This window comes from Pseudomonas sp. LB1P83, from assembly GCF_054897885.1.
This window is the reverse complement of sequence record NZ_CM142709.1, coordinates 4246443-4272853: the sequence shown is the minus strand read 5'-3', so window position 1 is coordinate 4272853 and position 26411 is coordinate 4246443. Positions and strand designations below refer to the sequence as shown.

The following is a 26411-nucleotide window of genomic DNA, read 5'->3' as shown; positions in this document are numbered from 1 at the left end:
CCTGCTAAATTTAGTGTGTATTTTGAACGGCTTACTGACAACACGCACGCTGCGAGGCGTCTCAGGCTCTATTCGGAGAGCGATCAGTCAAAATTGGGAGGATTCTATCTCTCCCGGGTGTTTGCTCCAACCTGTGTGATGGAAAATCGCGTTGAGACCAGGGCTTCGAGTTTCTCATCCGCCGGCTAACCAGTACTGTGTAAGGGGCAGGGCAGGGCGCTCCGCATAAATTCAGCGCTCAAAATGACGCCTTTACGTGATAGATTGTTCCATTGCTATCTATTTTTTGAATCGGTTTGAAATGTCCAAAAAAATACTTGTGACCGGTGCGACGGGGTTTCTGGGAGGCGCTCTGGTAAAGCGTTTCTGTACTTTACCGGAAACTACGGTCGTCGCCCCCCTCAGAAATCCGAATAGTAAGTTACCCGATTTAGTAGAAAAGACTTATATATCAAACATTGATGAAACCACCGACTGGACTCAGTCCCTCAGTGGTGTGCACGTGGTTGTGCATTCGGCTGCCCGAGTGCACGTCATGCACGAAGATCCGACGCAATCGCTGGCAAAGTTTCGTGCGATTAATGTCGAGGGCACACTTAATCTTGCGCGCCAGGCCATACAAGCTGGTGTTAAAAGATTTATCTTTGTTAGCTCGATTAAGGTCAATGGGGAAAGTACTGCGCTGGGACATGCGTTCTCGGCAGATGATATCCCGCAGCCTTCGGACCCTTACGGCATTTCCAAGTACGAAGCGGAACAACAACTCATGCAACTCGCCGATACGGGAGCGATTGACGTTGTCATCATCCGCCCGGTCCTTATATACGGTGCTGGTGTAGGTGCGAATTTTCAGCAAATGATGCGTTGGCTGGTGAAGGGCATTCCGCTACCGTTCGGGGCGGTGACTAATCATCGAAGCCTTGTCTCACTGGAAAATGTCGTTGATTTGGTCAATACGTGCGTCGATCATCCCCGGGCTGTGAATCAGGTCTTTCTGGTCAGCGATAATGAGGATGTTTCAACGACCCAGCTTATGCGGCGCCTTGTCACCTATTTAGGTGTGAAGACCTGGCTCGTACCCGTACCTGCCGGGATGCTGGTGTTTCTGGCCGGCTTGTTGGGACGACGCGCGACAGCGCAACGGCTTTTCGGCTCATTGCAGGTCGATATCAAGAAAAATCAAGCGCTACTGGGCTGGCGTCCACCTGCAAGTCTGGATGATGGATTGAAATCGACGGCGCAGCATTTTCTGGAGTCTCGCAAGTGATCGGTTATGCGTGGTTTATTCCAGTGGCTGTCGGTATTTCCTTTCTGCTGACGGCAGCGTTACGTCAGTACGCAATTTCTCGAAGTTTGATGGACGTTCCGAACGCACGCAGTTCCCATGTGGTCGCGACACCACGAGGCGGCGGCGTAGCCATTGTCGTGGCTTTTATCGTTTCGTTGGGTTTTCTGTACGCCGCGGGACTGATTTCTCCATCGGCGTTTTACGCGATTGCAGGGGCAGGGGTTTCGATAGCATTGATTGGCTTTATGGACGACCACGGACATATCGCCGCACGCTGGCGTTTGCTGGGCCATTTTGCGGCGGCGGCCTGGCTTCTGGGCTGGATAGGTGGTTTACCTCCCATTGAGCTATTCGGCACCGATGTCAATTTGGGTTGGGCCGGTCATGTGCTGGCCGCTGTTTATCTGGTGTGGTTGCTCAATCTCTACAACTTCATGGACGGAATCGATGGCATTGCCAGCGTAGAAGCCATTTGTGCTTGCTTGGGCGCCTGTCTGCTTTATTGGTTGGCAGGTCTCGACACGCTGATTTGGGGACCGTTGTTGCTCGCTGCTTCCGTTTCAGGTTTTCTTTACTTGAATTTCCCACCCGCGAAGATTTTCATGGGCGACGCCGGCAGCGGGTTCCTCGGCATTGCTCTGGGCGGGCTTTCTCTCCAGGTGGCGTGGGTGAGTGCACCGATGCTATGGGCCTGGCTGATTTTGCTGGGGGTGTTCATCGTTGATGCAACATTCACGCTGTTTCGCCGTTTGTTTAGAGGGGACAAAGTCTATGAAGCGCATCGCAGCCATGCCTACCAATTCGCCTCGCGTCGTTTCGGCAAGCATTTACCGGTAACTATCGCTGTTGGCGTGATCAATCTGTTCTGGCTGTTGCCGGTAGCCGTGTGCGTGACACGTTTTGGTCTAGACGGGGCCTTGGGAGTCATTTTGGCTTATGCGCCACTGATCGCACTGGCAATAAAGTTTCGCGCCGGAGAGCTGGAAGATCCGCCGCTAAAGAACTAAGCAGCAACTACTCTGTCATTTAGGTTTAAAGTGATCGCGACGCGACTTTGAGGTTTCACCACGGTGAAGGGTCTGCTGAGAGGAGGCGACTGAGGTGTTTGAAGGGTTTATGGATAAAATCAGAGCATATTTGGTGGGGCTCCCTCGGCGTCGGAAAAGGTTGATACAGGTCGCCACTGACATCCTGCTGGTCTGGATGGCCCTGTGGTTGGCGTTCATTGTGCGCCTGGGCCTGGACGATATGTACAACCCCTTGAAGGTCCATTTTTGGCTCTTCGTTTGTGCCCCGGTTATCGCTATTCCCTTGTTTGTGCGTTTTGGCATGTACCGTGCCGTCATGCGCTATTTCGGCAATGATGCCCTTATCGCGATTATCAAAGCCGTTAGCCTTTCGTCGCTTATTTTGGCTGTCGCTGTCTATTGGTACAGTAATCACGAAGCGGTAGTGCCACGCTCCATTGTTTTCAACTATTGGTGGCTCAGCCTCGTCATTATTGGCGGGCTGCGACTATGCATGCGTCAATATTTCATGGGCGACTGGTTCAACACCGCCCAGCATGTACCATTTACCAATCGTGAGGACGGCCTTATCAAGGTTGCTGTGTATGGTGCCGGTGTGGCCGGAAATCAGCTTGTCGCGGCACTTCGCATGGGCCGAGCCATGCGTCCCGTGGCATTTATTGATGATGATCCAAGCATCGCGGATCGTTCGATCGCAGGCCTCCAAGTCTACAAACCCAAACACATCCAACAGATGATCGACGAAACCGGCGCCCAGGAAATCCTTCTCGCTCTGCCGTCATCTACCCGTGCACGACGTAGGGAGATTCTCACTATTCTGGAGCGTTTCCCGCTTCACATCCGAAGCGTACCCAATTTCACCGATCTGGCCAGCGGCCGGGTAAAGGTCGAAGACATCCAGGAAGTGGATATCGCCGACCTTCTTGGGCGCGACTCGGTACCAGCGCAACCAGACCTGCTCGAACGCTGTATCAAAGGCAAGACAGTGATGGTCACTGGCGCCGGTGGATCAATCGGCGCGGAATTGTGCCGGCAGATTTTCGCGCTGGGCCCGACCGCGCTTTTGCTGTTCGAGCACAGTGAGTTCAACCTCTACAGCATTCTTTCGGAACTGGAGCAACGCGCCTGCAGGGAGTCGGTGCCTGTCCGGCTACTGCCGATCCTGGGTTCCATTCGCCACCAGGACAAACTTCTGGATGTGATGAAAACCTGGGGCGTGGACACCGTCTACCACGCTGCTGCGTATAAACACGTCCCGATGGTGGAGCACAACATTGCCGAAGGCGTGCTTAACAATGTCATTGGCACGCTCAATACCGCGCAGGCTGCATTGCAGTCTGGGGTTTCCAATTTTGTATTAATCTCCACCGACAAGGCTGTTCGCCCCACGAATGTGATGGGGAGTACCAAGCGTCTCGCCGAAATGACACTTCAAGCGTTGAGTCGAGAAATCGCCCCTGTGCTATTCGGCGACACTGCCAATGTATCCCGGGTCAACAAGACCCGTTTCACCATGGTGCGCTTTGGCAATGTGCTGGGTTCTTCCGGTTCAGTGATCCCACTGTTTCACCGCCAGATCAAATCCGGTGGCCCGTTGACGGTCACCCACCCGAAAATCACCCGCTACTTCATGACCATCCCCGAAGCAGCGCAATTGGTGATCCAGGCGGGCTCCATGGGGCAGGGTGGTGATGTGTTCGTTCTGGACATGGGCGAGCCGGTGAAGATTGTCGAGCTGGCAGAGAAGATGATTCACCTGTCGGGTTTGAGCGTTCGTTCGGACAAGAATTTGCACGGCGACATCTCCATCGAATTCACCGGTCTGCGTCCCGGCGAGAAGCTTTACGAGGAGTTGCTGATCGGCGACAACGTCACTGCTACTCAGCATCCGATGATCATGAGCGCCAACGAAGACCATCTGCCCTGGGATGTGCTCAAGGTCCGTTTGACGGAGTTGCTGAGTGCTGTCGATCAGGACGATTATTCTCGCGTCCGTCAGCTCCTGCGCGAAACGGTCAGCGGCTACACCCCTGAAGGCGATATCGTTGACTGGATCTACCAGCAACGTCGTCTCGAACCCTGATTGTTTCACATCCTGTAACGGACACATTTTTGACAGGCTCCAGACATCGCCTAGGTTTAGGAGGCAGCTTCGGAAAGCTGCTTTCTCAATCGATGTTATGGAGCTTCATTTATGCGTACTGGCTATTTCTACTCTCTGGTTTTCGCCCTGCTGACCAGCGCCTCTATTGCTGCCATCGCCGCGCCTGCGGCAAAACCTGAGGCTGGCAATGCACCTCTGATGCTGGAAGTTGCACCCAAGGCTCAGTCTGGCAAAGTCGATCTCAATGGAGCTGATGCACCGACGCTGCAGCGTGAGCTATCCGGTATCGGGGAAGCCAAAGCCAAGGCGATTGTTGCGTATCGCGAGAGTAATGGCCCATTTTCGTCTGTTGACGAGTTGCTGGAAGTGAAGGGGATAGGCAAAGCGATCCTGGATAAGAACCGCGAAAAGCTGGAAGTGAACTAAGCTTAGAGATCCAAGCCAAGAGGCCGGTCATTGACCGGCCTTTTTTCATTTTGGCGTAACGGGTGTGTCGGGCCTTTCATCGGGGCATGAAAAATTACGACTATCATATCTCCTTAAAATTATGCCTATAATAATTTCTCTGTCCACTGAAGCACTCAGGCGCTCATCTTCCTAACGCATCTTCCCAGGAGCACGCTCATGAACTCTGTTCAGGCCCAAGGTACAGCCCTCGTCACCGGAGCTTCCTCCGGTATCGGTGCAATTTACGCTGAGCGGTTGGCGGCGCGTGGTTTTGATCTTTTGCTGGTCGCTCGCGACGAAGAACGATTGCAGGCAGCGGCGAGCAAGTTGCGCGCGGAACATGGCGTCCAGGTCGAAGTACTCAAGGCAGACCTGACACAAAAGGATGACGTTCTGAAGATTGAACAGCGTCTGCGCAGTGATTCGAGTATCAGCCTGTTACTGAACAACGCCGGTGTCGCCGCAGATGGTCTTTTGGCAAATAGCGACATGGATCAGATGGAAAAACTGATTCAACTGAACGTCACCACCGTCACACGCCTGGCATCGGCAGCCGCCGCCAGCTTCGCCAAGGCGGGCCGGGGTTCTATCATCAATATCGCTTCGGTGGTGGCCTTGTTTCCTGAGCGATTCAACGCAACTTACAGCGCAAGCAAGGCTTATGTGCTAAGTCTGACCCAATCGTTGAATGCGGAACTGGACGGTACCGGGGTCAAGGTCCAGGCCGTGTTGCCAGGCGTAACACGCACCGAAATCTGGGAACGCTCCGGTATCGACGCTTCTCAGATTCCCGCAGAAATGGTGATGGAAGCAGGTGAAATGGTCGATGCGGCACTGTCCGGTCTGGACCAGGGTGAGCTGATCACCATTCCATCGTTGCCGAACGCCTCCGACTGGGACGACTTTGTAAAGGCTCGCCTGGTCATGGCCCCGAATCTTTCCAGAAGTACGGCCGCCGCGCGTTACAAGTGAGGCGTCTTCAATCGGCTTGAGGTAATTGCGGCATGAGTGATCGTCGAGTGGTTGTAACGGGCATGGGCCTGGTGTCTCCGCTGGGTAGCAATGTTGAGGCGGTCTGGGAGCGTCTGTTGGCCGGGCGCTCCGGGTTGCGTAATTTGCCTGACGAAGTGGTCGCCGATCTGCCGGCCAAGGTCGGTGGCGCAGTGCTCACCGTGGCGGAAGATCCCGAAGCGGGTTTTGACCCGGATCGGGCGACGCCACCCAAAGAGCAGAAGAAGATGGACCGCTTCATTATGTTTGCCATGGAGGCCGCGCGTCAGGCGCTGGAGCAGGCCGGTTGGCAAGCGCAGGACGCCAAGGCCCAAGAGCGCACTGCAACGATTATCGGCTCGGGCGTGGGTGGCTTCGGCGCGATTGCCGATGCGGTCCGGACCACGGACACTCGCGGCCCGCGACGTTTGTCGCCATTCACCATTCCTTCGTTTCTGGTCAACCTTGCGGCGGGTCATGTGTCAATCCAGCACGGTTTCAAAGGCCCGCTGGGTGCTCCGGTGACGGCGTGCGCGGCCGGCGTCCAGGCGATCGGTGACGCCGCGCGGCTGATTCGTTGTGGTGAGGCAGATATTGCTGTGTGTGGCGGTGCGGAGGCTGCGATCGATCGGGTCAGTCTGGCCGGGTTCGCGGCGGCACGTGCCTTGTCCAGCGGTTACAACGAAACACCGGAGCGCGCCTCACGGCCGTTCGACAGTGGCCGTGATGGCTTCGTGATGGGCGAGGGGGCTGGTCTTCTGGTGATTGAATCACTTGAACATGCTCTTGCCCGTGGCGCTCAACCTTTGGCTGAGCTGGTCGGGTACGGCACCAGTGCCGACGCCTATCACCTGACTGCCGGCCCCGAAGATGGCAGCGGTGCGCGCCGGGCGATGTCGTTGGCATTGGCTCAGGCGGGCATTTCTGCAGTGCAGGTGCAGCATCTCAACGCTCACGCGACTTCGACCCCGGTCGGGGACTTGGGAGAGCTGGCCGCTATCAAGTCATTGTTCGGTTCGGACAACAAGATCGCGGTGACGTCGACCAAGTCCGCCACCGGGCATTTGCTGGGTGCGGCAGGCGGGATTGAGGCGATTTTCACGCTGTTGGCGATCCGCGATCAGGTCGTGCCGCCCACCCTCAATTTCGAAAACCCGGATCCGGCGGCGCAAGGTGTGGACATCGTCCACGGTCAGGCGCGGCCGATGGCGATCGAGTACGCATTGTCCAATGGCTTCGGGTTTGGCGGGGTCAATGCCAGCGTGCTGTTCAAGCGCTGGCAAGATTAGTCCTGGGGCTGTTTGAGAAATTCGCGTGTCACGTCGAGGATCCGCTGGGCCAGCTCCGGGTTCTCGACACTGCGCGATAGCAGCAACGCCCCGACCAGGGCGGACATAATGAAGATGCTGTGGTCGGCGGCATCTTCGCCTTCAAGCGTGCCTTGTACTTGTTCAAGCCTTGCATTGAGCACCACGTCGGAGGTCGGACTGGGTTGTCCGCGCAGGCCCAGCTCCGAGGACATGGTCGGCAGCGGGCAACCTTCATCGGGTGTGGTCTGGTGCCATTCGGACAGATAGGTATCGATGAACGTTTCCAGCGGGCGATCCTGAGCGAAGAGCTCGGCGCAGGTGGCGTCGCACTGATCGGCGGCGGCCTGCAGGGCCTTTTCCACCAGCTCGTCCTTGGACTTGAAATGCGAGTAGAAACCACCGTGGGTCAGGCCCAGTGCTTTCATCAGGGGTTGCAAACCGGTTGCGCCGATACCGTCGCGGCGAAATCGCGCTGAGGCTTCCTTGATGATGCGTTGATGGGTCTGTGCTTTATGGTCCTGCGAGTAACGCATCTGGAATCTCCGCAACAATGCGCCATCTTAACCAATGAAAATGGGATGGTGACTGTACTTCTACTTCTAAAAAGCATGCAGATACGTCCAACTCCCTCCTGCCGCTTCGAATGAACTGGCACGAATAGTGATTACTTGTCTGCTGACGATTGTTGAACAATCACGAGGCGATGAGCATGAACAGTGGACTGTCCCTGGCCGACCACATCACATTGGAGATACGCGCCGACATCATTGGCGGGCGTCTACTGCCTGGCATGGCGCTGGTGGAAAACGATCTGGTGTCTGCCTACAACGCCTCCCGCAACACCATTCGCGAAGCCTTGCACCGCCTGGGGCAGGACGGTCTGACCCGTTACGTGCGCAACAAGGGCGTGATGGTGCGCAGGCTGGGCGTGGATGATGTGCGGGATCTGTTCAAGGTTCGCCGTACCCTGGAGCTGCAAGCCATCAGCGTCAGCCCGCCACTGCGCGACGACCAGTCCGTCCGGATGCTCGAGGCGCTGGAGGCCACCGAGCTTGCGCGGGAGCGCGAGGACTGGCGCGCCGTCGGCACCCACAGCCTAGCGTTTCATCAACACATCGTCGGGCTACTGCGCAGCCCATTGTTCGATGAGTTTTTCACCAACGTCGTTGCGCAACTGCGCCTGGCGTTCTGCACCGCTCCCGATGAATCACGCTTTCAGGCGCCCTGGCTGGCTCGCGACCGGCAGATCCATGACCTGCTGGCCGAGGGCGATAAAACCGCGGCCGAGGACGCCATGAGCCTTTATCTCGACGATTCCGAACACCTCCTGTTGCAGATGCTTGCACCGATTTCCCGTCACTGATCGAGGATTCTTGCCATGTACAAAGACTATCCGGCGGCCTATCAAGTCAGCAAAGGCTCGGCCTTGCAGGTGGACAAAGCTTTCTACGAACGGATCCGCGACACGAGGGAGGGGCGTACGCTGATCGAGCAGTTCGAAGTGCCGATCCGCACCGGTCGGGCCTGGAACGTGCCGGCCGGGCACGTGTTCCGCGTGACCACGCCGGTCGGCCCTCAAGTCGGCGACTTCAATGTCTGGAATGCCAACGATCCGCGTGAGCGGCTATGGGCGGCGCGGACCCGGCAATTACAGGGCGCCCATGTCAGCACCCACGACCGGCTCTGGTCGAACCTACCTTTTTTGCGCCCGTTGGTGACCATCACCGACGACAGCCTGGCGGGTTACGGTATCGATGAACATGGCGGTCGCTTGCATGATTTGTTGGGCACTCGCTGCGATCCCTATGTGAACAAAATGCTCACCGGCGAGGACTTCCATCATCACTGCCACTCCAACCTGACTCGCGCCGTGTTGCCCCATGGCCTGACCGAGTTCGACGTGCACGACGTGCTGAACATTTTCCAGTGCACGGGCCTGAACCACGACGACATGTACTTCATGAAAGCCTGTCCGGCGCAGAAGGGCGATTACCTGGAGTTCTTTGCCGAGATCGATTTGCTGTGTGCGCTGTCGACCTGTCCGGGTGGTGATCTGTCGCTGGCCATGTGGGGGCCGGATGCACAGGATCCGCTGAGCGTCTGTCGCCCGTTGGGGGTGGAGATTTATCGGTTGGAGGATTCGTTGCTCGCCGGCTGGAGCCAGCCGGAGCGTGCAGCGTACAAAGGGCTGCATGGCTTGCACATCGCCAAGGCGGACTGGGAAAAATAATCGGTACGTAGGAGCGAGGCTTGCCCGCGAAGGCGTCCCTGAGATCGCCTTCGCGCGCAAGCCTCGCTCCTACAGAAGCTGTTCAGCAGTTTTTCAGCGGTCCTGCGCATCCTTGGCATCCGCTTCCGCGTTGCGTTCAGCGACGCGTTTACGTTGCTCTTCGGTGAGGTCGACCTTGTTGGCAGTATCACGCAGCATCATCAAACCACCAACGATCGAGCCGATTGCAACGACCAGAATCAACCAGGCATACCAGGGCATAGGGCTCTCCTTGAGGGCAGGCCGATTGGCGGGTTTCGCCAATCGATCGTGCATACCACTTTGAGCGATGAATTTTCGCACTGGTTCCATCGCAGTGTTTCCATTCTATGCCTGATACGACAGCAGCACCGCGACTGTTTAGAGCCCGGTCAACATCGCGTCCGCCGGCGCATCCGCGCGCAACTGCGCCGTGAGCATGAAGTACACGAAACCCACCGCCATGAAACCGAGGAAGATCAACCCGATCAGGGTGTTGAACCAGGCCATCGCCACCAGGCACACCACCGCCAGTATCAACGCAATGAGCGGTACCAAGGGGTAGCACGGCGCGCGGAAAGTGCGCTCCAGGTTCGGTTCGGTTTTACGCAGCTTGAATAGGCTGAGCATGCTCATGATGTACATCACGATCGCGCCGAACACCGCCATGGTGATCATCGCTGCGGTCAGCGTCATGCCGCCCAAGTTGATCAGGCCGTCGCTGTAGATCGCTGCAATACCAATGACGCCGCCGGCAATGATGGCCCGGTGCGGAGTCTGAAAGCGCGACAGTTTGGCCAGTGACGCGGGCAGGTAACCGGCACGGGCAAGGGCGAAGAATTGTCGCGAGTAGCCGAGGATGATCCCGTGGAAACTCGCCACCAGACCGAACAGGCCGATCCATACCAGCATGTGCAACCAGCCCGAGCTTTCGCCGACCACGGTTTTCATCGCTTGCGGCAGCGGGTCGTTGATGTTCGAGAGGGTGCGCCAGTCGCCGACGCCGCCGGCAAAGAACATCACGCCCATGGCCAGCAATACCAGGGTCAGAATGCCGCTGATGTAGGCCTTGGGGATCGTGCGTTTCGGGTCTTTGGCCTCTTCGGCGGCCATGGCAGCGCCTTCGATGGCGAGAAAGAACCAGATGGCAAAAGGAATTGCCGCGAACATCCCGGCAATTGCCGGCGCCCCGAACACATCGGAACCGGCCCAGCCATTGAGTGCGAAGTTGCTGAAGCTGAACGCCGGGGCGACCACGCCCATGAACACCAGCAGTTCCGCCACGGCCAATACGCAGACAATCAACTCGAAGGTTGCGGCCAGTTTTACCCCGAGAATGTTCAGACCCATGAACACGATGTACGCGCCGACCGCTGCATGTTTCGGGTCAAGGGCGGGGAATTGCACATTCAGATAAGCGCCGATTGCCAACGCAATCGCCGGCGGGGCGAAGACGAATTCGATCAGCGTCGCCAGCCCGGCAATCAATCCGCCTTTTTCGCCAAAGGCGCGACGACTGTAGGCAAAGGGGCCGCCGGCATGGGGAATCGCCGTCGTCAGCTCGGTGAAACTGAAGATAAAGCAGGTGTACATCGTGGCGACCATGAAGGAGGTCACCAGAAAACCGAGTGTTCCGGCCACGCCCCAGCCGTAACTCCAGCCGAAATACTCCCCGGAAATTACCAGCCCGACCGCAATGCCCCACAAGTGCAACGTGCCCAGCGTGGGTTTGAGTTGTGTGTTCATGCGTTTGCTCCCTGAACGGTTTGGACAGCTTCGGGGGAGGGCGTTTGCAGTGGGCGTGCCAGTGTTGTGATGGCAGTCGTAAAGCGTAAAAAGGCGTCGTTGCGGGGATGTTCGGTGGTGGATGGGCACTTTTTGTGCGCCAGTTCGGAGCGTTGTTGCCTGTGATGCCGCCTTCGCGGGCAAGCCTCGCTCCTACAGGAATCGTGGCGCTTGTGACCTTGTAGGAGCGAGGCTTGCCCGCGAAGGGGCCCGCCCGGACATCGCTGTAACGCCGGCATAAACCCACTCTTTACTCTTTCTTTATGCCCAGCCAACCCCCTCGATCTCGCTCCTTTACAGCCTCCCTGCCGACAATCACTCCACACGCGGCAATACGCCGTAACACGGAGAACTTCCATGAGCGTTCTGGACGGGGTGTCACTGCTACTCGCAGTGGGGCTGTTCATTTATCTGTTGGTTGCGCTGTTGCGCGCGGACCGGAACTAGGAGCGGCTATGCACAGTTATGACTATTGGCTGATCCTGGCCTTCTTTGCCTTGGTGCTGATCCCGGCACCGTTCCTCGGGCGGTTCTACTACAAGGTAATGGAAGGTCAGCGCACCTGGCTGACACCGATCCTGGGACCTGTGGAGCGTGGCTGTTATCGGGTGGCCGGCGTTGATCCACAGGCCGAACAGAGCTGGCAGAAATACACCTTGGCCCTGCTCGCCTTCAACCTTGCGGGCTTCTTGCTGTTGTTCGTGATCCTGTTGTTCCAGGACCACTTGCCTCTGAATCCGCAAAACCTGCCGGGTCAGGAATGGACGTTGGCGTTCAACACCGCCATCAGCTTCATGACCAACACCAACTGGCAGGCCTACAGCGGTGAAGCGTCCCTGAGCTACCTGAGCCAGATGGTCGGCCTCACCGTGCAGAACTTCGTCAGCGCCGCCACCGGCCTGGCGGTATTGGTTGCGTTGTGTCGCGGTATCGGTCGCAAATCGACCAAGACCCTCGGCAACTTCTGGGTCGACATGACCCGTGCCACCCTCTACGGCCTGTTGCCGCTGTGTCTGCTGCTGGCGCTGTATCTGGTCTGGCAGGGCGTGCCGCAAACTTTCGCGCAATACGTGAATGCCGTGACGATGCAAGGCGTCGACCAAGTGATTCCACTGGGCCCGGCCGCCAGCCAGATTGCGATCAAGCAACTGGGCACCAACGGCGGTGGCTTCTTCGGCGTCAACTCGGCGCACCCGTTCGAGAACCCGACGGCGTGGAGCAACTTGTTCGAGATGACCTCGATCATCCTGATCCCGGTCGCCCTGGTGTTCACCTTTGGCCACTACGTGAAAGACCTGCGTCAGAGCCGCGCGATCATTGCCTGCATGCTGGCGCTGTTCCTGATCGGCGGTGCGACTTCGCTGTGGGCCGAGTACCAACCGAACCCGACCCTGAACAACGTCGCCGTCGAACAGACCGCGCCGCTGGAAGGCAAGGAAGCACGGTTCGGCACCACCGCCACGGTGCTGTGGTCGGTGACCACCACGGCGGCGTCCAACGGTTCGGTCAACGGCATGCACGACAGCCTCAACCCGCTGAGCGGTATGGTCGCGCTGGTCAACATGATGGTCGGCGAAGTGATCTTCGGCGGCGTCGGTGCCGGGCTCTACGGCATGTTGCTCAACGTGTTGATCGCGGTGTTCCTCGCCGGCCTGATGATCGGCCGCACGCCGGAATACCTCGGCAAGAAACTGCAAGCCAGGGAAGTGCAACTGCTGGTGGTGACCTTGCTGGTGATGCCGGTCGGCGTGCTGGTGCTCGGTGCGATTGCCGCGAGCCTGCCCGGTCCGGTCGCGGCGGTGAGTAACCCTGGCGCTCACGGTTTCAGCCAGTTGCTTTATGCCTATACCTCGGCCAGTGCCAACAACGGTTCGGCGTTCGGCGGCTTCGGTGCCAACACCGCGTTCCACAACCTGATGCTCGGTCTTGGCATGTTGATCGGTCGCTTCGGTTACATCCTCCCGGTACTGGCATTGGCCGGCAGCCTGGCGATGAAGAAAACCGCACCGATCGGCCAGAACAGCTTCCCGACCCATGGTCCGCTGTTCGTGACCCTGCTGACCGTGACCATTTTGCTGGTGGGTGGTTTGACCTTCCTGCCGACTTTGGCGCTGGGGCCGATTGCTGAACACCTGAGCATGGGATTCTGAGGACTAGATGATGAATATGCCCGTAACTAAAACCGCCACCGTCAAGGCGCCGGAACAACCGAAAACCGCGATCTCGGCCCTCTGGCGCCCGGCGCTGGTGCAAGCCTTCGTCAAGCTCGACCCACGGCAATTGCAGCGTGCGCCGGTGATGCTGGTGGTCGAACTGACCGCGATCCTGACCACCGTGCTGTGCTTCATTCCCGACAGCACCGTGCCGACCTTCGTCGCTGCACAAATCGCACTGTGGTTGTGGTTCACCGTGCTCTTCGCCAACTTCGCCGAAGCCCTGGCCGAAGGTCGCGGCAAGGCCCGCGCCGACAGCCTCAAGGCCGGCAGCGAAGGCTTGAGTGCCCGCCGCAAAACCAGTAACGGCGTCTTTCAAGTAGTGCCGGCGACCACCCTGCGCAAAGGCGATGTGGTGCGCGTTGAGGCCGGGGAAATGATCCCTGGCGACGGCGAGGTAATCGAAGGTATCGCCGCCGTCAACGAAGCGGCGATTACCGGTGAATCCGCGCCGGTGATCCGTGAGTCCGGGGGCGACCGTTCGGCCGTCACCGGCAACACCCGTCTGGTCTCCGACTGGCTGTTGGTGCGCATTACCGCCAACCCCGGCGAGTCGACACTGGACCGCATGATCGCTCTGGTCGAAGGTGCCAAACGGCAGAAAACGCCTAATGAAGTCGCGCTCGACATCCTGCTGATCGGCCTGACCCTGATCTTCCTGCTGGTGGTCGTCACCCTGCAACCGTTCGCCCACTTCGCCAACGGCAGCCTGCCGCTGGTGTTCCTGGTGGCGTTATTGGTCACGCTGATTCCGACCACCATTGGCGGTTTGTTGTCCGCCATCGGGATCGCCGGGATGGACCGTCTGGTGCGCCTGAACGTAATCGCCAAGTCCGGTCGTGCCGTGGAAGCGGCGGGGGACGTGCACGTCCTGCTGCTGGACAAGACTGGCACCATCACCTTCGGTAACCGTCGCTGCACCGCTGTTTATGCAGCGCCCGGCGTGACCGCGAAGGAATTGGCCGAAGGTGCGTTGTTCGCTTCGCTGGCCGATGACACCGCTGAAGGCAAGTCCATCGTTGAGTACCTGCGTGGGATTCATCCGCAACCTGAGCCCTCCGCTGACGTGTTGACCGCGGTGCCGTTCAGCGCCGAAACCCGTTTGTCCGGTGTTGACTATCAAGGTCGCGTGTATCGCAAAGGTGCGGTCGATTCGCTGCTGGCTTTCGTCGGTCTGAAACGCGCTGACCTGGCCGCGCCGCTGTCCCGGGAAATCGACAAGATCGCCCAGAGCGGCGGCACGCCGTTGCTGGTTTGCGCCGAGGGTAAATTGCTCGGCGCGATCCACCTCAAGGACGTGGTCAAGCCTGGCATCCGCGAGCGTTTCGCCGAGCTGCGCAAACTGGGGATCCGCACGGTCATGGTGACCGGTGACAACCCGCTGACCGCCGCAGCCATTGCCGCCGAAGCGGGCGTCGATGACGTGCTGGCCGAGGCCACGCCAGAGAAAAAACTGGCGCGCATTCGCCACGAACAGAACGACGGTCGTCTGGTCGCCATGTGCGGCGACGGCGCCAACGACGCCCCGGCCCTGGCCCAGGCTGACGTCGGCATGGCGATGAACGATGGCACACAAGCGGCACGTGAGGCGGCGAACATGGTCGACCTCGACAGCGACCCGACCAAGCTGCTGGACGTGGTGCAAATCGGCAAGGAATTGCTGGTGACCCGTGGTGCGTTGACGACGTTTTCCATCGCCAACGACGTGGCCAAGTACTTCGCCATCCTGCCGGCATTGTTCGCCTCGATCTACCCGCAATTGGGCGTGCTGAACGTCATGCACTTGACCAGTCCGCAAAGCGCGATTCTGTCGGCGATCGTGTTCAACGCCTTGATCATTGTGGTGTTGATTCCGCTGGCGCTGCGTGGTGTGCGAGTGCAGGCGGCCAGTGCGGCGGCGTTGCTGCGACGCAATCTGTTGATCTATGGACTGGGCGGGATTCTGGTGCCGTTCGTGGGGATCAAGGCGATCGACATGCTGTTGACGGCGTTGCATCTGGTTTGAGGCTGAAATCGACCCCCTCACCCTAGCCCTCCCGAAACGTCGGACCGCCCGTGGGGCGAGGGGACTGATTTCGGATGTCTTGCGAAATTTAGCGACCTGAGAGACCAGGTCGAACTCAGGTTTTGAAAGGCACGAAGATCGGCTCCCTTTCCCCTCTCCCCCGTGGGGAGAGGGCTGGGGTGAGGGGCTGGATTTTCCTGACACCCCATAACTTCTCCAATTTCGAGGATTTTGAAATGTCCACAATGATACGTCCGGCCCTGAGCCTGCTCGTGCTGATGACCCTGATCACCGGCGTCGCTTACCCCCTGGTCGTCACCGGCGTTGCCCAGGTCGCGTTCCCGGATCAAGCCAATGGCAGCCTTGTGCGCGACGCCGACGGCAAGGTCCGTGGCTCGTCGCTGATTGCCCAGGATTTCGTTGGTGATGCCTGGTTCCACCCACGGCCCTCCGCCGGTGCGTTTGCCACGGTGTCGAGCGGCGCCAGCAACCTTTCGCCGAGCAACCCGGCGCTCGCAACTCGCGTGATTGACGATGCCAGCAAACTGCTGGTGCCAGGTCAGGGGCCAGTGCCGTTGGCCATGCTCACCACCTCCGGCAGCGGCCTCGATCCGCACTTGCCACCGGCGGCGATTGCCTATCAACTGGCGCGAGTTGCGGCGGCGCGTAATCTGCCGGTGGCGACCCTCCAGCAATTGATGGATGCGCATATCGAGCAGCCATTGGTGGGCCCGCCGGTGGTTAATGTGTTGGCGCTGAATGCGGCATTGGAAAACCTGTAGATCGGTGGTGGCGCCAATCGCCAGCAGGCTAGGTCCCACAGGGGAATGCATTTCAAAATGTGGGAGCTAGCCTGCTAGCGATGGCAACAGAATAATCACCACATCAACATCTGAATAAAGTGAGCTTCAAGCATGAGTGACTCCGGCCGCGCCGACGCGCTGTTAGCAGACCTGCCCCGCGATGGCCGTGGCCGGCTCAAGGTTTTCCTCGGCGCCGCGCCCGGTGTCGGCAAGACCTACGCCATGTTGCAAGCGGCCCATACCCAATTGCGCCAGGGCGTGAAAGTCATCGCCGGCGTGGTCGAAACCCACGGCCGCGCCGAAACCGAAGCGCTGCTCGGCGGCTTGCCGCAACAGCCTTTGGTGCGCTCGGAATACCGTGGCGTGATGCTCGAAGAAATGGACCTCGACGGCCTGCTCGCCGCCCAACCGAAACTGGTGCTGGTGGACGAACTGGCCCACAGCAACGCCCCCGGCAGCCGCCACGCCAAGCGCTGGCAAGACATCCAGGAATTACTGGCCGCCGGCATCGACGTGTTCACCACGGTCAACGTCCAGCACCTCGAAAGCCTCAACGATCAAGTGCGCGGAATCACCGGCGTGCAGGTTCGCGAAACCCTGCCGGACTGGGTGCTGCAAGAGGCCTACGAACTGCTGCTGATCGACCTGCCACCCCGCGAACTGCTTGAGCGTCTGCGCGACGGCAAAGTCTACGTGCCGGAGCAGGCACGGGCGGCCATCGATGCCTTCTTCACCCAGACCAATCTCACCGCCCTGCGCGAACTGGCGATGCAAACCGCTGCGGCTCAAGTCGACAATGACCTGGCCCAGGGTTATCGCCAGCTCGGCCAGGCTGCGCCAGCGGTGCGCGGTCGATTGTTGGTGGGCGTCGATGGCGATGCGCAGGCTGAACGCCTGGTGCGTCACGCCAGCCGCGTTGCCCAGCGCCGGCATCTGCCGTGGAGCCTGGTGCACGTGGACAACGGCAGCGTGCGCGACGAGCAATCGCGCCTGCGCCTGCAAAGTGCTCAGCAACTGGCGGAGCGCCTCGGCGGGGAAGTGGTTTTATTGCGCGCTGGCGAAGTCGCCAAGACGCTGATCCAACACGCTGCCGAACGCCGCGCCAGTCTGGTATTGGTCGGTCAGTCCCGGCAGCGATTGCGCCGTCGGCTGTTCGGTGGCGGCTTGGCAGCGCGTTTGTTGCGTCATGCCCGCGGGCTGGAAATCAACGTCCTCGACAGCGATCACGAACAGCACCAGCCACGCCAGCGATCAACGCAGTCGCTGGCGTGGTTCGATTACGCGTTGGCTCTGGTGGCTACGATTTTGGCCAGTGCTTTGGCCTGGGCAGTGGCGAGCGTTTTGCCGCTGCCGAACATCTCACTGGTATTCCTCGCCGCCGTGTTGCTGGTGGCGGTGCGCAGCAGCCTTGGCCCGGCGCTGGCCTGTGCGGCGCTGTCGTTTCTGACTTATGACTTTCTGTTCATCCCACCGACCTTCTCCTTCAGCATCCAGCGCGAAGAAGACGTGTTGACCTTGCTGTTCTTCCTGCTGATGGCGGCCCTCACCGGTAACCTCGCGGCGCGGCAACGGCGGCAATTGCAGGCATTGCGTGACACCCAGGAAGAGACCACCGAACTGCTCGACCTGTCGCGCAAACTCACCGCCGCCACTGATCGCCAGGCCGTGATCAGCGCCGCGGCCCAGCACCTTAACGGCTGGAGCGAATTGCAACTGTGCCTGCTCAATCGTGACGGCCCGGCAGGCTGGAAAGTCGAAACCGGTGGCCCGCTGGAGCTTTCCGAAGCCGAGCGCGCCGCCGCCGATTGGGCCTGGCAACACGATCAACCGGCGGGCGCGGGCACTGGTACGCTGCCGTTCGGGCGTTGGTGGTGGTGGCCGTTGTCGGTGGAGGACGGACCGTTGGCGCTGCTCGGCGTGTGTGCCAAAGAAGGCCAGACATTGAGCGGCCAACGTCGGCGTTTGTTGACGGCATTAAGTCAGCCGCTGGCTCAGGCATTGGCGCGTGCGCAACTGGCCGAAGACCTGGAGGCGGCGCGCCTGCACGGCGAAACCGAGCAGTTGCGCAGTGCGTTGCTGGCGTCGGTGTCCCACGATTTACGCACGCCGCTGACCTCCATGCGCGGCAGCATCGACAGCCTGCTGGCCCTCGGCGATGCCATCCCGCAGGAGGATCGTCTTGAACTGCTCGAAGGCACCCGCGATGAGGCCGAGCGCCTCGACCGCTACATTCAAAACCTGCTGGACATGACCCGCCTCGGCCACGGCGCGTTGAAGCTGGCGCGGGACTGGGTGTCGCCGGCCGACATTGTCGGCAGCTCACTCAATCGCCTGCGGGCAGTGCTGGCGCCGTTGCAGGTCACGACTGAAGTGCCAGCCGAATTGCCGCTGCTGTACGTGCATGCCGCATTGATCGAGCAGGCGCTGGTCAACGTGCTGGAAAACGCCGCGCGTTTTTCCCCGCCTCACGGCCGTCTGCAATTACGTGCCGGAGCCAATGACAGCGAGCTGTTTTTCTCGGTCAGCGACGAGGGGCCAGGTATTCCGGAAGAGGAGCGGGCGAAGATTTTCGACATGTTCTACACCGCTGCGCGCGGTGATCGGGGCGGGCAGGGCACGGGGTTGGGGCTGGCGATTTGTCAGGGCATGGTCGGCGCGCATGGCGGTCGGATCAGCGTCGCAGACGGCATCGAAGGGCGCGGCACCTGCATCACGCTGCACTTGCCCTTGCAGGCGCAGCCAGACATTGAAAATGAGGGCTGAAAGTGAGCATTGAAAGTGAAGCCTGATACCCTTTGGACATCTCCATGCTGCGATCAGAAAACATGAGCCAGACCGCGACCATTTTGGTCATCGACGACGAACCGCAGATCCGCAAGTTCCTGCGCATCAGCCTCGCCTCCCAAGGCTACAAAGTGCTGGAGGCCGGCACCGGCAACGAAGGCCTGGCCCAGGCGGCGTTGAACAAACCCGACTTGCTGGTGCTCGACCTCGGCCTGCCGGACATGGACGGCCAGCAAGTGCTGCGCGAGTTTCGCGAGTGGTCGACGGTGCCGGTGCTGGTACTCTCGGTGCGTGCCAGCGAAGGGCAGAAGGTTGAAGCACTCGATGGCGGTGCCAACGACTACGTGACCAAGCCGTTCGGCATTCAGGAGTTCCTTGCCCGGGTGCGCGCCTTGTTGCGACAGGCGCCCGCTGGCGAGGCCCAGCAAGCGGCGCTGACATTTGGCCCGTTGACCGTGGATCTGGCCTATCGCCGGGTGCTGCTAGAAGGCACCGAAGTCGCGCTGACTCGCAAGGAGTATGCGGTGCTTGCGCAACTGGCGCGGCATCCCGGGCGGGTGATCACGCAGCAGCAGTTGCTGAAAGATATTTGGGGGCCGACGCATACCGAGGACAGTCATTATCTGCGAATTGTGGTGGGGCATTTGCGGCAGAAGCTGGCGGATGATCCGACTCAGCCTCGGTTTATTGTCACCGAAGCGGGGGTGGGGTATCGGTTGTTGAGCGAGGGTAGCCTCTAGATTTTTGGTGTCCGGTCTATTGTCTTCGCGGGCAAGTCGGATCGCCGCACCGCTCGCTCCTACAGGGATTTGAGTCGTTCACATAGCTCGCGAACGATTCAATCCCTGTAGGAGCGAGCGGTGCGGCGATCCGACTTGCCCGCGAAGAGGACCTCAGATTCACTCGGGAACGTCAGGAATCCCGCTCACTTTCATACCGATCCAGCGTATCCCGAGCAATCTCCCGTCCCAACGCGATCAACTCCGGTGCCTTGTAAAACTCGAAAAACCGGCACACCCGTTTTGGCACGTTGATCAGGATATCCGGCGGATACCCGGCGATCTTGTACTGCGCCAATGACGTCTGCATCACCTCGAAGCTCTGGTTGATCAGGTCCAGCAAGGACGCCGGCCCCACGTTGTCGATGATGAAAGAACCGGTGGCGGACTTGGGCGCGCCTTCGCGTTCGGGGGCGGCCGCCGGTTGCTGGGCTTCGGGTTCGGCGGATTCGATCCAGGGGTTGATGTCGGCCGCTTCTGCCATCAACGCTTCCTTCTCCAGCAGCAGCAATTGCTCCGCCTGCTTGCGGCGGAACGGCATTTTTGAACCCAGCGAGTTGATCAGGCTGTCGAACCGGGTCTTGAACGCCGCCGGGCGCTGAATCACCGGCAGTTGATAGTGGCGCTGGTTGGTGGAGTTGAGGTTGACCGCGATGATCAGGTCGCAGTGACTCGATACCACGGGCACGATCGGTAAAGGGTTGAGGATGCCGCCGTCCACCAGCATGCGATTGCCCTGCATGACGGGCGTGAACAGGCTGGGAATCGCCGCCGACGCACGCATGGCCTGGTGCAGGCAGCCTTCCTGGAACCAGATTTCCTGCTGGTTGGTCAGGTCAGTGGCCACCGCCGTGTAGGGGATGCGCAGGTCTTCGATGTTGATCTCGCCGACGATCTTGCGGATCTGCCCGAACACCTTCTCGCCGCGAATTGCGCCCAGACGAAAACTGACGTCCACCAGACGCAAGACGTCGAGGTAGTCCAGGCTTTCGATCCAGTCGCGATACTCATCGAGTTTACCTGCGGCGTAGATTCCGCCGACCACGGCGCCCATCGAGCATCCCGCGATGCAGGCGATGTCGTAGCCGCGCCGTTCGATTTCTTCAATGACTCCGATATGGGCATAGCCCCGGGCTCCACCCGAGCCCAACACCAGCGCGACACGCTTTTTCATGAATCGACCTCGTCTGACAAGGTTCAACAATGCACCCATCAAGGGGCACGCTTCAATCGCTAAGGTCGCTCGATAGGCTGGGGGCGTCGTTTTTTCGACACTCCGTGGCGGCGCACGGATATTCTTGCGACCGCTATAGTTTCCGCGGTGGGGCCAAGGCACTTTTCACGTGCCAGACCGTCTTACCTGCACGACTGTTTACCTATTTTTGAGGTGTGAGTGATGAAAGCCTGGATCTGTGTGCCTTTGATTGCCCTGGCACTTGCCGGTTGTGCCGGCAAAACCGCTTATCGTGACAGCTGCGGTAGCGGGCTCGATGCTGCGTGGCATGAATTGGACCTGGCCAAGGCCGAGGGTTTTGCCGGCACCGTCAGCTACTCCAAAGCCCTGTCGCTGTTAACCGCGGCCAAGACCCAGCAGCAGTTCGAAGGCTTCGAAGGCTGTACCAAGAAGGCCGAGAAGGCGCGTTTCTATATTCGTGAGTCACGCGCCGGCCGTTAAGGCATGATCTAGGCTTAGGGAAATTCATTTCAGGGAGCAAAAAATGCCTGCCTTGGTTGATCGGTTGGTGGCTCAAGTACTGGGTATGGAGGTTCGCCTGCTGGCCTGCCAGGCACGCCTGAGTGCTCGCACTGACCCCGAAGCATTGCACGACCTGCGCACCACGGTTCGCCGTTTGCGCAGCCTGTTGCGGCCTTTGCGTGGGCTTCCCGGCGTCGAGCAGCTGGAAGCGGCGGCGTCCCGGGTCGGCGAGCTGACCACGCCCATGCGTGATCGCGAGGTGCTGGCGGCGTATTTGCTCCAGCACGATCAACCGGAAGCGGCGCAACGGCGCATGGCGCAGATGGCCGCGGCTTATCCGGCGGTGGCGATAAGCCCCGAGGTGACGCAGTTGTTGATGATCCTCGACGCCTTTCCGCGTTTTCTGCGCGCCTCCCAGCGTCAGGGCTTGCTCAAGGGCTTGCGCAAACGCATCGAAAAACGCCTGGCCAAACAATGGAAGAAGCTCGATCAGGCCCTGCACGATCCTGCCCACGATCGCCATCGCTTGCGCTTGCTGATCAAGCGCGTGCGCTATGGTATCGAAGCCTATCCCGAACTTGATCGATTGCCCGACGCTGCGATGCCGCGGTTGAAGTCTGCGCAAGGTGCCCTTGGTGACTGGCACGACTGCTGGCAATGGCTGGCCAGAGCCGAGCAGGAAGCCGATTTGCAACCTTGCGTCGCGGTCTGGAAAACCACCATGGCCAAGGCCGAAGAGCGCGCCGACCGCGTCCTCGACAAACTCAGCGCCGCCTGCTTCAAATCCTGACCCCACCACAAATCCCTGTAGGAGTGAGCCTGCTCGCGAAAGCGTTTTCACATTCAATATGGATGTGGCTGACAGACCGCTTTCGCGAGCAGGCTCACTCCTACAATGGATCTCTGTTGAATTTGGAATCGATGTTCAACGCGGCCTATCTGTCAGCCTATTTGGCCGGAATAAGCGCTGTGCCGGCCTCCCTGGCTGGTTAAGATCCCTCCATCCATTTTCCGTACCGAGGTTTCCATGCGCTTTTCCGATCTGCTCGACGCCGTCCGCAGCCAGCCGCTGGAGCTGTCTATCCCGGCCGGATGGGCTCAGGGGCGTGCCAGTTTCGGTGGCCTGGTGGCCGCGTTGCAATACGAAGCCATGCGCGCAAAAGTCCCGGCGGATCGTCCGGTGCGTTCGCTGGCGATCACCTTTGTCGGGCCGGTCGAACCCGAAGTGCCGGTCAGTTTTGAGGTCGATGTGTTGCGCGAAGGCAAAGCCGTCAGTCAGGTGCTGGGCCGCGCGATGCAGAAGGGGCAAGTGGTGACGCTAATCCAGGGCAGCTTCGGCGCCTCGCGGCCTTCCGAAGTCACGGTCGCGGCCGAGCCGGCACCTGAGATGAAACACTGGGACGACTGTCAGGAGCTGCCGTACATCAAAGGCGTACTCCCGGAATTCATGCAGCATCTGGCGATGCGCTGGAGTGTCGGCGGCCTGCCGTTTACCGGCAATAAATCCCGCGAGATGGGTGGCTGGGTGCGTTTACGTGGGGATGTGAAGGAAGAGGCGGTCAGCGAGTCGCATATTCTGGCACTGGTCGACGCCTGGCCTCCGGCCCTGTTGCCGCACCTGAACAAACCGGCGATGGGCAGCACGCTGACCTGGACCATCGAATTCGTCCAGCCGCTGCTGGTATTGAGCACGCTGGACTGGTGCAAGTACCTGGTTGAAATCGAGCATGGCGCCGACGGCTACGGCCATGCGGCCGCGAAACTGTGGAGCGCGGACGGTCAGTTGATCGCCATGAGCCGGCAGACGGTAACGATTTTCGCCTGATCAATGACGACGGTGGCGCTCACGCCAGGCGCGCCACCAGCCGCCGCTCAGGAAAAAACGTGGAAAGGTCAGGAACTGCTCGACCAGTAAGCGCGACATTGCATCTTTGCGATCACTGAACGGCTCGGAGGCTTGCGCCTCCAGGCTATGGCCGTGGCGTTGCAAGCCCAGTGCGGCGATCACGCCAATGACACCGATGGCAAAGTTCGCGAAATTCAGGCCGAACACCCCGGAAACAATCAGCAGAAACGCCACGATGAACAGCGGCACGGCAATCAGGTGCAACACCAGATTGGTCGGGTGCTGGTGATTGCCCGGGTAGGCGCGCCATTGCCAGGCGGGAAGGTTGGGGTGACGTTTGCCCATGATGCTAATCCTCGATCCATGTTGAACACATGATTGAAGAATAGGCGGGGTGAGGGCGGGCGGCGAATCGAGGTTGGCTATCGGAGTGATAGCGGTCATGGTCGGGATTGATGTTGCCCGGGCGGACGCCTTCGCGGGCAAGCCTCGCTCCTACAACATCAAGAGCATCGCAACGCCCTGTAGGAGCGAGCGGTGCGGCGATCCGACTTGCCCGCGAAGGGGCCCTCAGAGCTTGAGCTGCCCGATCGCCTTGTTCAATTCCCCGGCCAGCGCCGCCAGTTCATTGCTGGTGGTCGCTGAGTCCACAGTCTGCTGCACGGTGTTCTCGGTCACATCGCGAATACTCACCACCGCCCGGTTCATCTCTTCCGCCACCTGACTCTGCTGCTCGGCCGCAACCGCAATCTGTGTATTGCTTTCGCGCATTTGCGCCACCGCGCTGGTGATTTGCGCCAATGCGACGCCAGCCTCCTGGGCCTGTTGCACGCAGTCGTCGGCCTTGAACGAGCTTTCCTGCATGAAGTCCACCGCGTCCCGGGTCCCGGCCTGCAGCGCGGACACCATGAGGGTGATCTCGTCGGTGGACGTCTGGACACGCTTGGCCAGGTTGCGCACTTCATCGGCGACCACCGCAAAGCCGCGTCCCATTTCGCCGGCCCGGGCCGCTTCAATCGCTGCGTTCAGGGCCAGCAGATTGGTCTGCTCGGCAATGCTGTGAATCACGCTGACCACGCCGTTGATTTTCTGACTGTCCTCGGCGAGGCGCTGGATCATCTCGGCCGTCTGTTGCACGCCGCTGGACAACCCGGCGATGGATTTCTGCACCCGACTGACCACTTCCTGTCCGCTGCCGGCCAAGGTGTCCGCGGTTTGCGAGAGGTCGCGGGTCGCGCCGGCGTGCTGGGCGATGTGGTAGACGGTGGCGGTCATTTCGTTGATCGCAGTGGCCGCCTGATCGGTTTCGCTTTGCTGGCCGAGCATGCCGTGACGCACCTCGTTCATGCTCGAGGCCAGTCGCGCCGCGCCGACATCCAATTGCCGTGCGGTGCTGGCGACGGTGTTGACCACTCGTTGGTAACCGGCCTGCATCGCGTTGAAGGCATTGGCCATCTGCCCGACTTCATCCTTGCAGGCCAGCGGCACACGGGCTGACAGGTCGCCGGTTTTCTCGACGTGGAGCATCACGTCTTTCAAGGTGTTGAGCTGACTCAGCAGGAATCGGATCAACAACTGCGAAGCGCCCAGCATCGCCAGCATCAGGATGAACACCGCCACCGCGTAGTTGGCGAAGCGTTCGCCGAACACCTGGCTCAGGCTCGGGCCGTAGGCCACTACCGCGACCTGTTGACCGTCGGGGCGAGACAACACCTCGGCGCCCATCAATGGGTTGTCGCCGAACAGCGGCATGACGTTGATCTCGACCCAGCCATTGGCATCGGCCAGTTCCAGCATCGGGCGCCCGTTCAGCAATGGCGCCTGCCCGCGACTGGAAACCAGCAGATGATCGGCCTTGGGCAGCGGTTGCCCGGCTGGCCAGGCATTGAGTAAGCGTGCCTGAGTCTGAGCCGCTGCTTGGGAGGCTTGGCTGCGGGCTTGTTGTTCGAGCTGCACGGCGTACAGCACAAGCAAAAGGGTGGTGAAGAAGGCGACTGCGTTGACCGCCCAGAATTTGTATTTCAGCGAGATATTGCTAAGCCAGGCACCCATGGAGGTCTTCTCTGATAGCGGAAACAGCATTGGCAAGGTGCCAGCATTGTGCCGCTATGCAGGAACTCAGATGTTGATGCAGGTCAACGAGCACCACAAAACCACCTGTGGTTACTGGGGGATTGAGGGCAGGCCATAGAACGCACGCGCACAAGCAGTGCTATGGGCCGCCAGATCCTCTTCCGTCTCACCACGATGCAACGCCACTTCCCGCAGCACTTCCGTCAAATACGCCGGCTCATTGCGGCCATTCTTCGGCTTGGGCCGCAAGCTGCGCGGCAACAGATACGGCGCATCGCTTTCCAGCATCAAACGCCCGCGCTTGATCTCCTTCACAAGCGGATGCAGATGCGTGCCCCGGCGCTCGTCGCAGATCCAGCCGGTGATGCCGATGTGCAAATCCAGATCGAGGTAACTGAACAGCGCCTTCTTTTCCCCGGTGAAGCAATGCACCACCGCGGCCGGCAGCTGATCACGGTAATCGCGGAGGATTTCCAGCAGTCGCTGACTGGCATCGCGCTCATGGAGGAAAACCGGCAATTGCAGGTCGACCGCCATCGCCAGGTGTTCTTCGAGGACTTTTTCCTGCTGTGGGCGCGGCGAGAAATCGCGATTGAAATCCAGCCCGCATTCACCCACGGCCACCACGCAGGGCTCCTTGAGCAAACCGCGCAGGCGTTGAGCGCTGTCGGCGTTCCAGTCGCTGGCCGAATGAGGGTGAATGCCCGCTGTGGCGAACAGCCGCTGAGCCGATTCGTCCAGCTCCCGGCACAGTTCCAGTGCCTGTTCGCTGCCCTCGACACTGGTGCCGGTCAGGACCAATTGGCAGACCCCCGCGGCATACGCGCGATCAAGTACGGCCTGGTGTTTATCACCAAAACTGGGGTTGGTCAGGTTGACGCCGATATCGATGAGTTGCATGGTGCTACCTCGGACCAAAGGCCGGAAAGCATATCAGAGCTGTAGATTTATAAAAAAAGCCAAGAACTACAACGAGTTAAAGCTGTCTCTTGATGCCGCGAGACTCGCTGGG

24 protein-coding genes are annotated in these 26411 nt (G+C 59.8%); 17 read left to right on the top strand and 7 right to left on the bottom strand.

Annotation, left to right across the window (positions count from 1 at the left end; all coding sequences use genetic code 11):
• Window positions 1-301 precede the first annotated feature (301 nt).
• The 6 genes from ACYZTY_RS19580 (at window position 302) to fabF (ending at window position 7146) form a co-directional block, all read left to right on the top strand.
• Window positions 302-1267 carry a UDP-glucose 4-epimerase family protein gene (locus ACYZTY_RS19580; RefSeq protein WP_461955090.1) on the top strand — a complete coding sequence of 322 codons (966 nt, stop codon included), beginning with the start codon at window positions 302-304 and terminating at the stop codon, window positions 1265-1267.
• Window positions 1267-2295, top strand: a complete 1029-nt coding sequence (locus ACYZTY_RS19575) for an MraY family glycosyltransferase (RefSeq protein ID WP_461959361.1) — start codon at window positions 1267-1269, stop codon at window positions 2293-2295. The genes ACYZTY_RS19580 and ACYZTY_RS19575 overlap by 1 nt, the downstream gene beginning before the upstream one ends.
• A gap of 109 nt (window positions 2296-2404) precedes the next feature.
• Window positions 2405-4399 carry a polysaccharide biosynthesis protein gene (locus ACYZTY_RS19570; protein ID WP_461959360.1) on the top strand — a complete coding sequence of 665 codons (1995 nt, stop codon included), beginning with the start codon at window positions 2405-2407 and terminating at the stop codon, window positions 4397-4399.
• A 111-nt stretch (window positions 4400-4510) separates the two neighbouring features.
• The gene (locus ACYZTY_RS19565) at window positions 4511-4846 is read left to right on the top strand and encodes a ComEA family DNA-binding protein (RefSeq protein WP_461955089.1); all 336 of its coding nucleotides are present in this window, start codon (window positions 4511-4513) and stop codon (window positions 4844-4846) included.
• Between the two features lie 198 nt (window positions 4847-5044).
• The gene (locus ACYZTY_RS19560; protein ID WP_461955088.1) at window positions 5045-5839 is read left to right on the top strand and encodes an SDR family NAD(P)-dependent oxidoreductase; all 795 of its coding nucleotides are present in this window, start codon (window positions 5045-5047) and stop codon (window positions 5837-5839) included.
• A 32-nt stretch (window positions 5840-5871) separates the two neighbouring features.
• On the top strand, window positions 5872-7146 hold the full coding sequence (gene fabF / locus ACYZTY_RS19555) for a beta-ketoacyl-ACP synthase II (RefSeq protein ID WP_461955087.1): 1275 nt from the start codon (window positions 5872-5874) through the stop codon (window positions 7144-7146).
• Here the strand turns inward: fabF and ACYZTY_RS19550 are convergent.
• Window positions 7143-7700, bottom strand: coding sequence for a TetR/AcrR family transcriptional regulator (locus ACYZTY_RS19550; RefSeq protein ID WP_461955086.1), 558 nt, complete (start codon window positions 7698-7700; stop codon window positions 7143-7145). The two genes, fabF and ACYZTY_RS19550, sit on opposite strands and share 4 nt — an antisense overlap.
• Before the next feature lie 176 nt (window positions 7701-7876).
• Between ACYZTY_RS19550 and ACYZTY_RS19545 the strand changes: the two genes are divergently transcribed.
• The gene (locus ACYZTY_RS19545; protein ID WP_461955085.1) at window positions 7877-8530 is read left to right on the top strand and encodes a GntR family transcriptional regulator; all 654 of its coding nucleotides are present in this window, start codon (window positions 7877-7879) and stop codon (window positions 8528-8530) included.
• Window positions 8531-8545: 15 nt separating this feature from the next.
• Window positions 8546-9397 carry an urea carboxylase-associated family protein gene (locus tag ACYZTY_RS19540; RefSeq protein WP_461955084.1) on the top strand — a complete coding sequence of 284 codons (852 nt, stop codon included), beginning with the start codon at window positions 8546-8548 and terminating at the stop codon, window positions 9395-9397.
• A 93-nt stretch (window positions 9398-9490) separates the two neighbouring features.
• Here ACYZTY_RS19540 and ACYZTY_RS19535 read toward each other — a convergent pair whose 3' ends face one another.
• Both ACYZTY_RS19535 and eat read right to left on the bottom strand, forming a co-directional pair.
• Window positions 9491-9658, bottom strand: coding sequence for a DUF2897 family protein (locus tag ACYZTY_RS19535; RefSeq protein WP_094468421.1), 168 nt, complete (start codon window positions 9656-9658; stop codon window positions 9491-9493).
• Between the two features lie 138 nt (window positions 9659-9796).
• Window positions 9797-11161, bottom strand: a complete 1365-nt coding sequence (eat, locus tag ACYZTY_RS19530; protein ID WP_461955083.1) for an ethanolamine permease — start codon at window positions 11159-11161, stop codon at window positions 9797-9799.
• A 396-nt stretch (window positions 11162-11557) separates the two neighbouring features.
• On the opposite strand from eat, the gene kdpF reads away from it, so the two are divergent.
• The 6 genes from kdpF to ACYZTY_RS19500 all read left to right on the top strand — a co-directional run bounded on the left by kdpF (window position 11558) and on the right by ACYZTY_RS19500 (window position 19745).
• Window positions 11558-11647 carry a K(+)-transporting ATPase subunit F gene (gene kdpF, locus ACYZTY_RS19525; RefSeq protein WP_007899818.1) on the top strand — a complete coding sequence of 30 codons (90 nt, stop codon included), beginning with the start codon at window positions 11558-11560 and terminating at the stop codon, window positions 11645-11647.
• 8 nt (window positions 11648-11655) lie between these two features.
• A complete protein-coding gene (gene kdpA / locus ACYZTY_RS19520) occupies window positions 11656-13350 on the top strand; it encodes a potassium-transporting ATPase subunit KdpA (RefSeq protein ID WP_461955082.1) in 1695 nt (564 codons plus the stop codon).
• A gap of 10 nt (window positions 13351-13360) precedes the next feature.
• On the top strand, window positions 13361-15418 hold the full coding sequence (gene kdpB, locus ACYZTY_RS19515; RefSeq protein WP_461955081.1) for a potassium-transporting ATPase subunit KdpB: 2058 nt from the start codon (window positions 13361-13363) through the stop codon (window positions 15416-15418).
• A 236-nt stretch (window positions 15419-15654) separates the two neighbouring features.
• The gene (gene kdpC, locus ACYZTY_RS19510) at window positions 15655-16200 is read left to right on the top strand and encodes a potassium-transporting ATPase subunit KdpC (protein ID WP_461955080.1); all 546 of its coding nucleotides are present in this window, start codon (window positions 15655-15657) and stop codon (window positions 16198-16200) included.
• A 132-nt stretch (window positions 16201-16332) separates the two neighbouring features.
• On the top strand, window positions 16333-18984 hold the full coding sequence (locus ACYZTY_RS19505) for a DUF4118 domain-containing protein (RefSeq protein WP_461955079.1): 2652 nt from the start codon (window positions 16333-16335) through the stop codon (window positions 18982-18984).
• A 62-nt stretch (window positions 18985-19046) separates the two neighbouring features.
• A complete protein-coding gene (locus ACYZTY_RS19500) occupies window positions 19047-19745 on the top strand; it encodes a response regulator (protein WP_461959359.1) in 699 nt (232 codons plus the stop codon).
• Window positions 19746-19917: 172 nt separating this feature from the next.
• Here ACYZTY_RS19500 and ACYZTY_RS19495 read toward each other — a convergent pair whose 3' ends face one another.
• Entirely contained in the window at window positions 19918-20958 is a 1041-nt protein-coding gene (locus ACYZTY_RS19495; protein ID WP_461955078.1) for a patatin-like phospholipase family protein, read from the bottom strand.
• A gap of 222 nt (window positions 20959-21180) precedes the next feature.
• Between ACYZTY_RS19495 and ACYZTY_RS19490 the strand changes: the two genes are divergently transcribed.
• The 3 genes from ACYZTY_RS19490 (at window position 21181) to ACYZTY_RS19480 (ending at window position 23305) form a co-directional block, all read left to right on the top strand.
• Window positions 21181-21459: a hypothetical protein gene (locus tag ACYZTY_RS19490; RefSeq protein ID WP_010461623.1), complete on the top strand. Its 279-nt coding sequence runs from the start codon at window positions 21181-21183 to the stop codon at window positions 21457-21459.
• Between the two features lie 43 nt (window positions 21460-21502).
• Window positions 21503-22270 (top strand): CHAD domain-containing protein, encoded by a 768-nt coding sequence (locus tag ACYZTY_RS19485; RefSeq protein WP_461955077.1) that lies wholly within the window; start codon window positions 21503-21505, stop codon window positions 22268-22270.
• 237 nt (window positions 22271-22507) lie between these two features.
• On the top strand, window positions 22508-23305 hold the full coding sequence (locus tag ACYZTY_RS19480; RefSeq protein ID WP_461955076.1) for an acyl-CoA thioesterase: 798 nt from the start codon (window positions 22508-22510) through the stop codon (window positions 23303-23305).
• Here ACYZTY_RS19480 and ACYZTY_RS19475 read toward each other — a convergent pair whose 3' ends face one another.
• From ACYZTY_RS19475 to ACYZTY_RS19465, 3 genes are all read right to left on the bottom strand, one after another.
• Entirely contained in the window at window positions 23306-23671 is a 366-nt protein-coding gene (locus ACYZTY_RS19475; protein ID WP_461955075.1) for a terminase, read from the bottom strand.
• 225 nt (window positions 23672-23896) lie between these two features.
• A complete protein-coding gene (locus ACYZTY_RS19470) occupies window positions 23897-25378 on the bottom strand; it encodes a methyl-accepting chemotaxis protein (protein ID WP_461955074.1) in 1482 nt (493 codons plus the stop codon).
• 111 nt (window positions 25379-25489) lie between these two features.
• Window positions 25490-26299 (bottom strand): TatD family hydrolase, encoded by an 810-nt coding sequence (locus tag ACYZTY_RS19465; protein ID WP_461955073.1) that lies wholly within the window; start codon window positions 26297-26299, stop codon window positions 25490-25492.
• Window positions 26300-26411: the final 112 nt, after the last annotated feature.

Excerpts from the sequence above, each read along its gene's own strand:
- kdpB (WP_461955081.1), top strand. The coding sequence starts at position 13,361 with ATGAATATGCCCGTAACTAAAACCGCCACCGTCAAGGCGCCGGAACAA.
- ACYZTY_RS19565 (WP_461955089.1), top strand. The coding sequence starts at position 4,511 with ATGCGTACTGGCTATTTCTACTCTCTGGTTTTCGCCCTGCTGACCAGC.
- kdpF (WP_007899818.1), top strand. The coding sequence starts at position 11,558 with ATGAGCGTTCTGGACGGGGTGTCACTGCTACTCGCAGTGGGGCTGTTC.
- ACYZTY_RS19490 (WP_010461623.1), top strand. The coding sequence starts at position 21,181 with ATGAAAGCCTGGATCTGTGTGCCTTTGATTGCCCTGGCACTTGCCGGT.
- ACYZTY_RS19505 (WP_461955079.1), top strand. The coding sequence starts at position 16,333 with ATGAGTGACTCCGGCCGCGCCGACGCGCTGTTAGCAGACCTGCCCCGC.
- ACYZTY_RS19485 (WP_461955077.1), top strand. The coding sequence starts at position 21,503 with ATGCCTGCCTTGGTTGATCGGTTGGTGGCTCAAGTACTGGGTATGGAG.
- ACYZTY_RS19540 (WP_461955084.1), top strand. The coding sequence starts at position 8,546 with ATGTACAAAGACTATCCGGCGGCCTATCAAGTCAGCAAAGGCTCGGCC.
- kdpA (WP_461955082.1), top strand. The coding sequence starts at position 11,656 with ATGCACAGTTATGACTATTGGCTGATCCTGGCCTTCTTTGCCTTGGTG.
- ACYZTY_RS19560 (WP_461955088.1), top strand. The coding sequence starts at position 5,045 with ATGAACTCTGTTCAGGCCCAAGGTACAGCCCTCGTCACCGGAGCTTCC.
- ACYZTY_RS19465 (WP_461955073.1), bottom strand. The coding sequence starts at position 26,299 with ATGCAACTCATCGATATCGGCGTCAACCTGACCAACCCCAGTTTTGGT.
- ACYZTY_RS19495 (WP_461955078.1), bottom strand. The coding sequence starts at position 20,958 with ATGAAAAAGCGTGTCGCGCTGGTGTTGGGCTCGGGTGGAGCCCGGGGC.
- ACYZTY_RS19545 (WP_461955085.1), top strand. The coding sequence starts at position 7,877 with ATGAACAGTGGACTGTCCCTGGCCGACCACATCACATTGGAGATACGC.
- ACYZTY_RS19470 (WP_461955074.1), bottom strand. The coding sequence starts at position 25,378 with ATGGGTGCCTGGCTTAGCAATATCTCGCTGAAATACAAATTCTGGGCG.
- fabF (WP_461955087.1), top strand. The coding sequence starts at position 5,872 with ATGAGTGATCGTCGAGTGGTTGTAACGGGCATGGGCCTGGTGTCTCCG.
- ACYZTY_RS19570 (WP_461959360.1), top strand. The coding sequence starts at position 2,405 with ATGGATAAAATCAGAGCATATTTGGTGGGGCTCCCTCGGCGTCGGAAA.
- ACYZTY_RS19500 (WP_461959359.1), top strand. The coding sequence starts at position 19,047 with ATGAGCCAGACCGCGACCATTTTGGTCATCGACGACGAACCGCAGATC.
- eat (WP_461955083.1), bottom strand. The coding sequence starts at position 11,161 with ATGAACACACAACTCAAACCCACGCTGGGCACGTTGCACTTGTGGGGC.
- ACYZTY_RS19480 (WP_461955076.1), top strand. The coding sequence starts at position 22,508 with ATGCGCTTTTCCGATCTGCTCGACGCCGTCCGCAGCCAGCCGCTGGAG.
- kdpC (WP_461955080.1), top strand. The coding sequence starts at position 15,655 with ATGTCCACAATGATACGTCCGGCCCTGAGCCTGCTCGTGCTGATGACC.
- ACYZTY_RS19535 (WP_094468421.1), bottom strand. The coding sequence starts at position 9,658 with ATGCCCTGGTATGCCTGGTTGATTCTGGTCGTTGCAATCGGCTCGATC.
- ACYZTY_RS19550 (WP_461955086.1), bottom strand. The coding sequence starts at position 7,700 with ATGCGTTACTCGCAGGACCATAAAGCACAGACCCATCAACGCATCATC.
- ACYZTY_RS19475 (WP_461955075.1), bottom strand. The coding sequence starts at position 23,671 with ATGGGCAAACGTCACCCCAACCTTCCCGCCTGGCAATGGCGCGCCTAC.
- ACYZTY_RS19580 (WP_461955090.1), top strand. The coding sequence starts at position 302 with ATGTCCAAAAAAATACTTGTGACCGGTGCGACGGGGTTTCTGGGAGGC.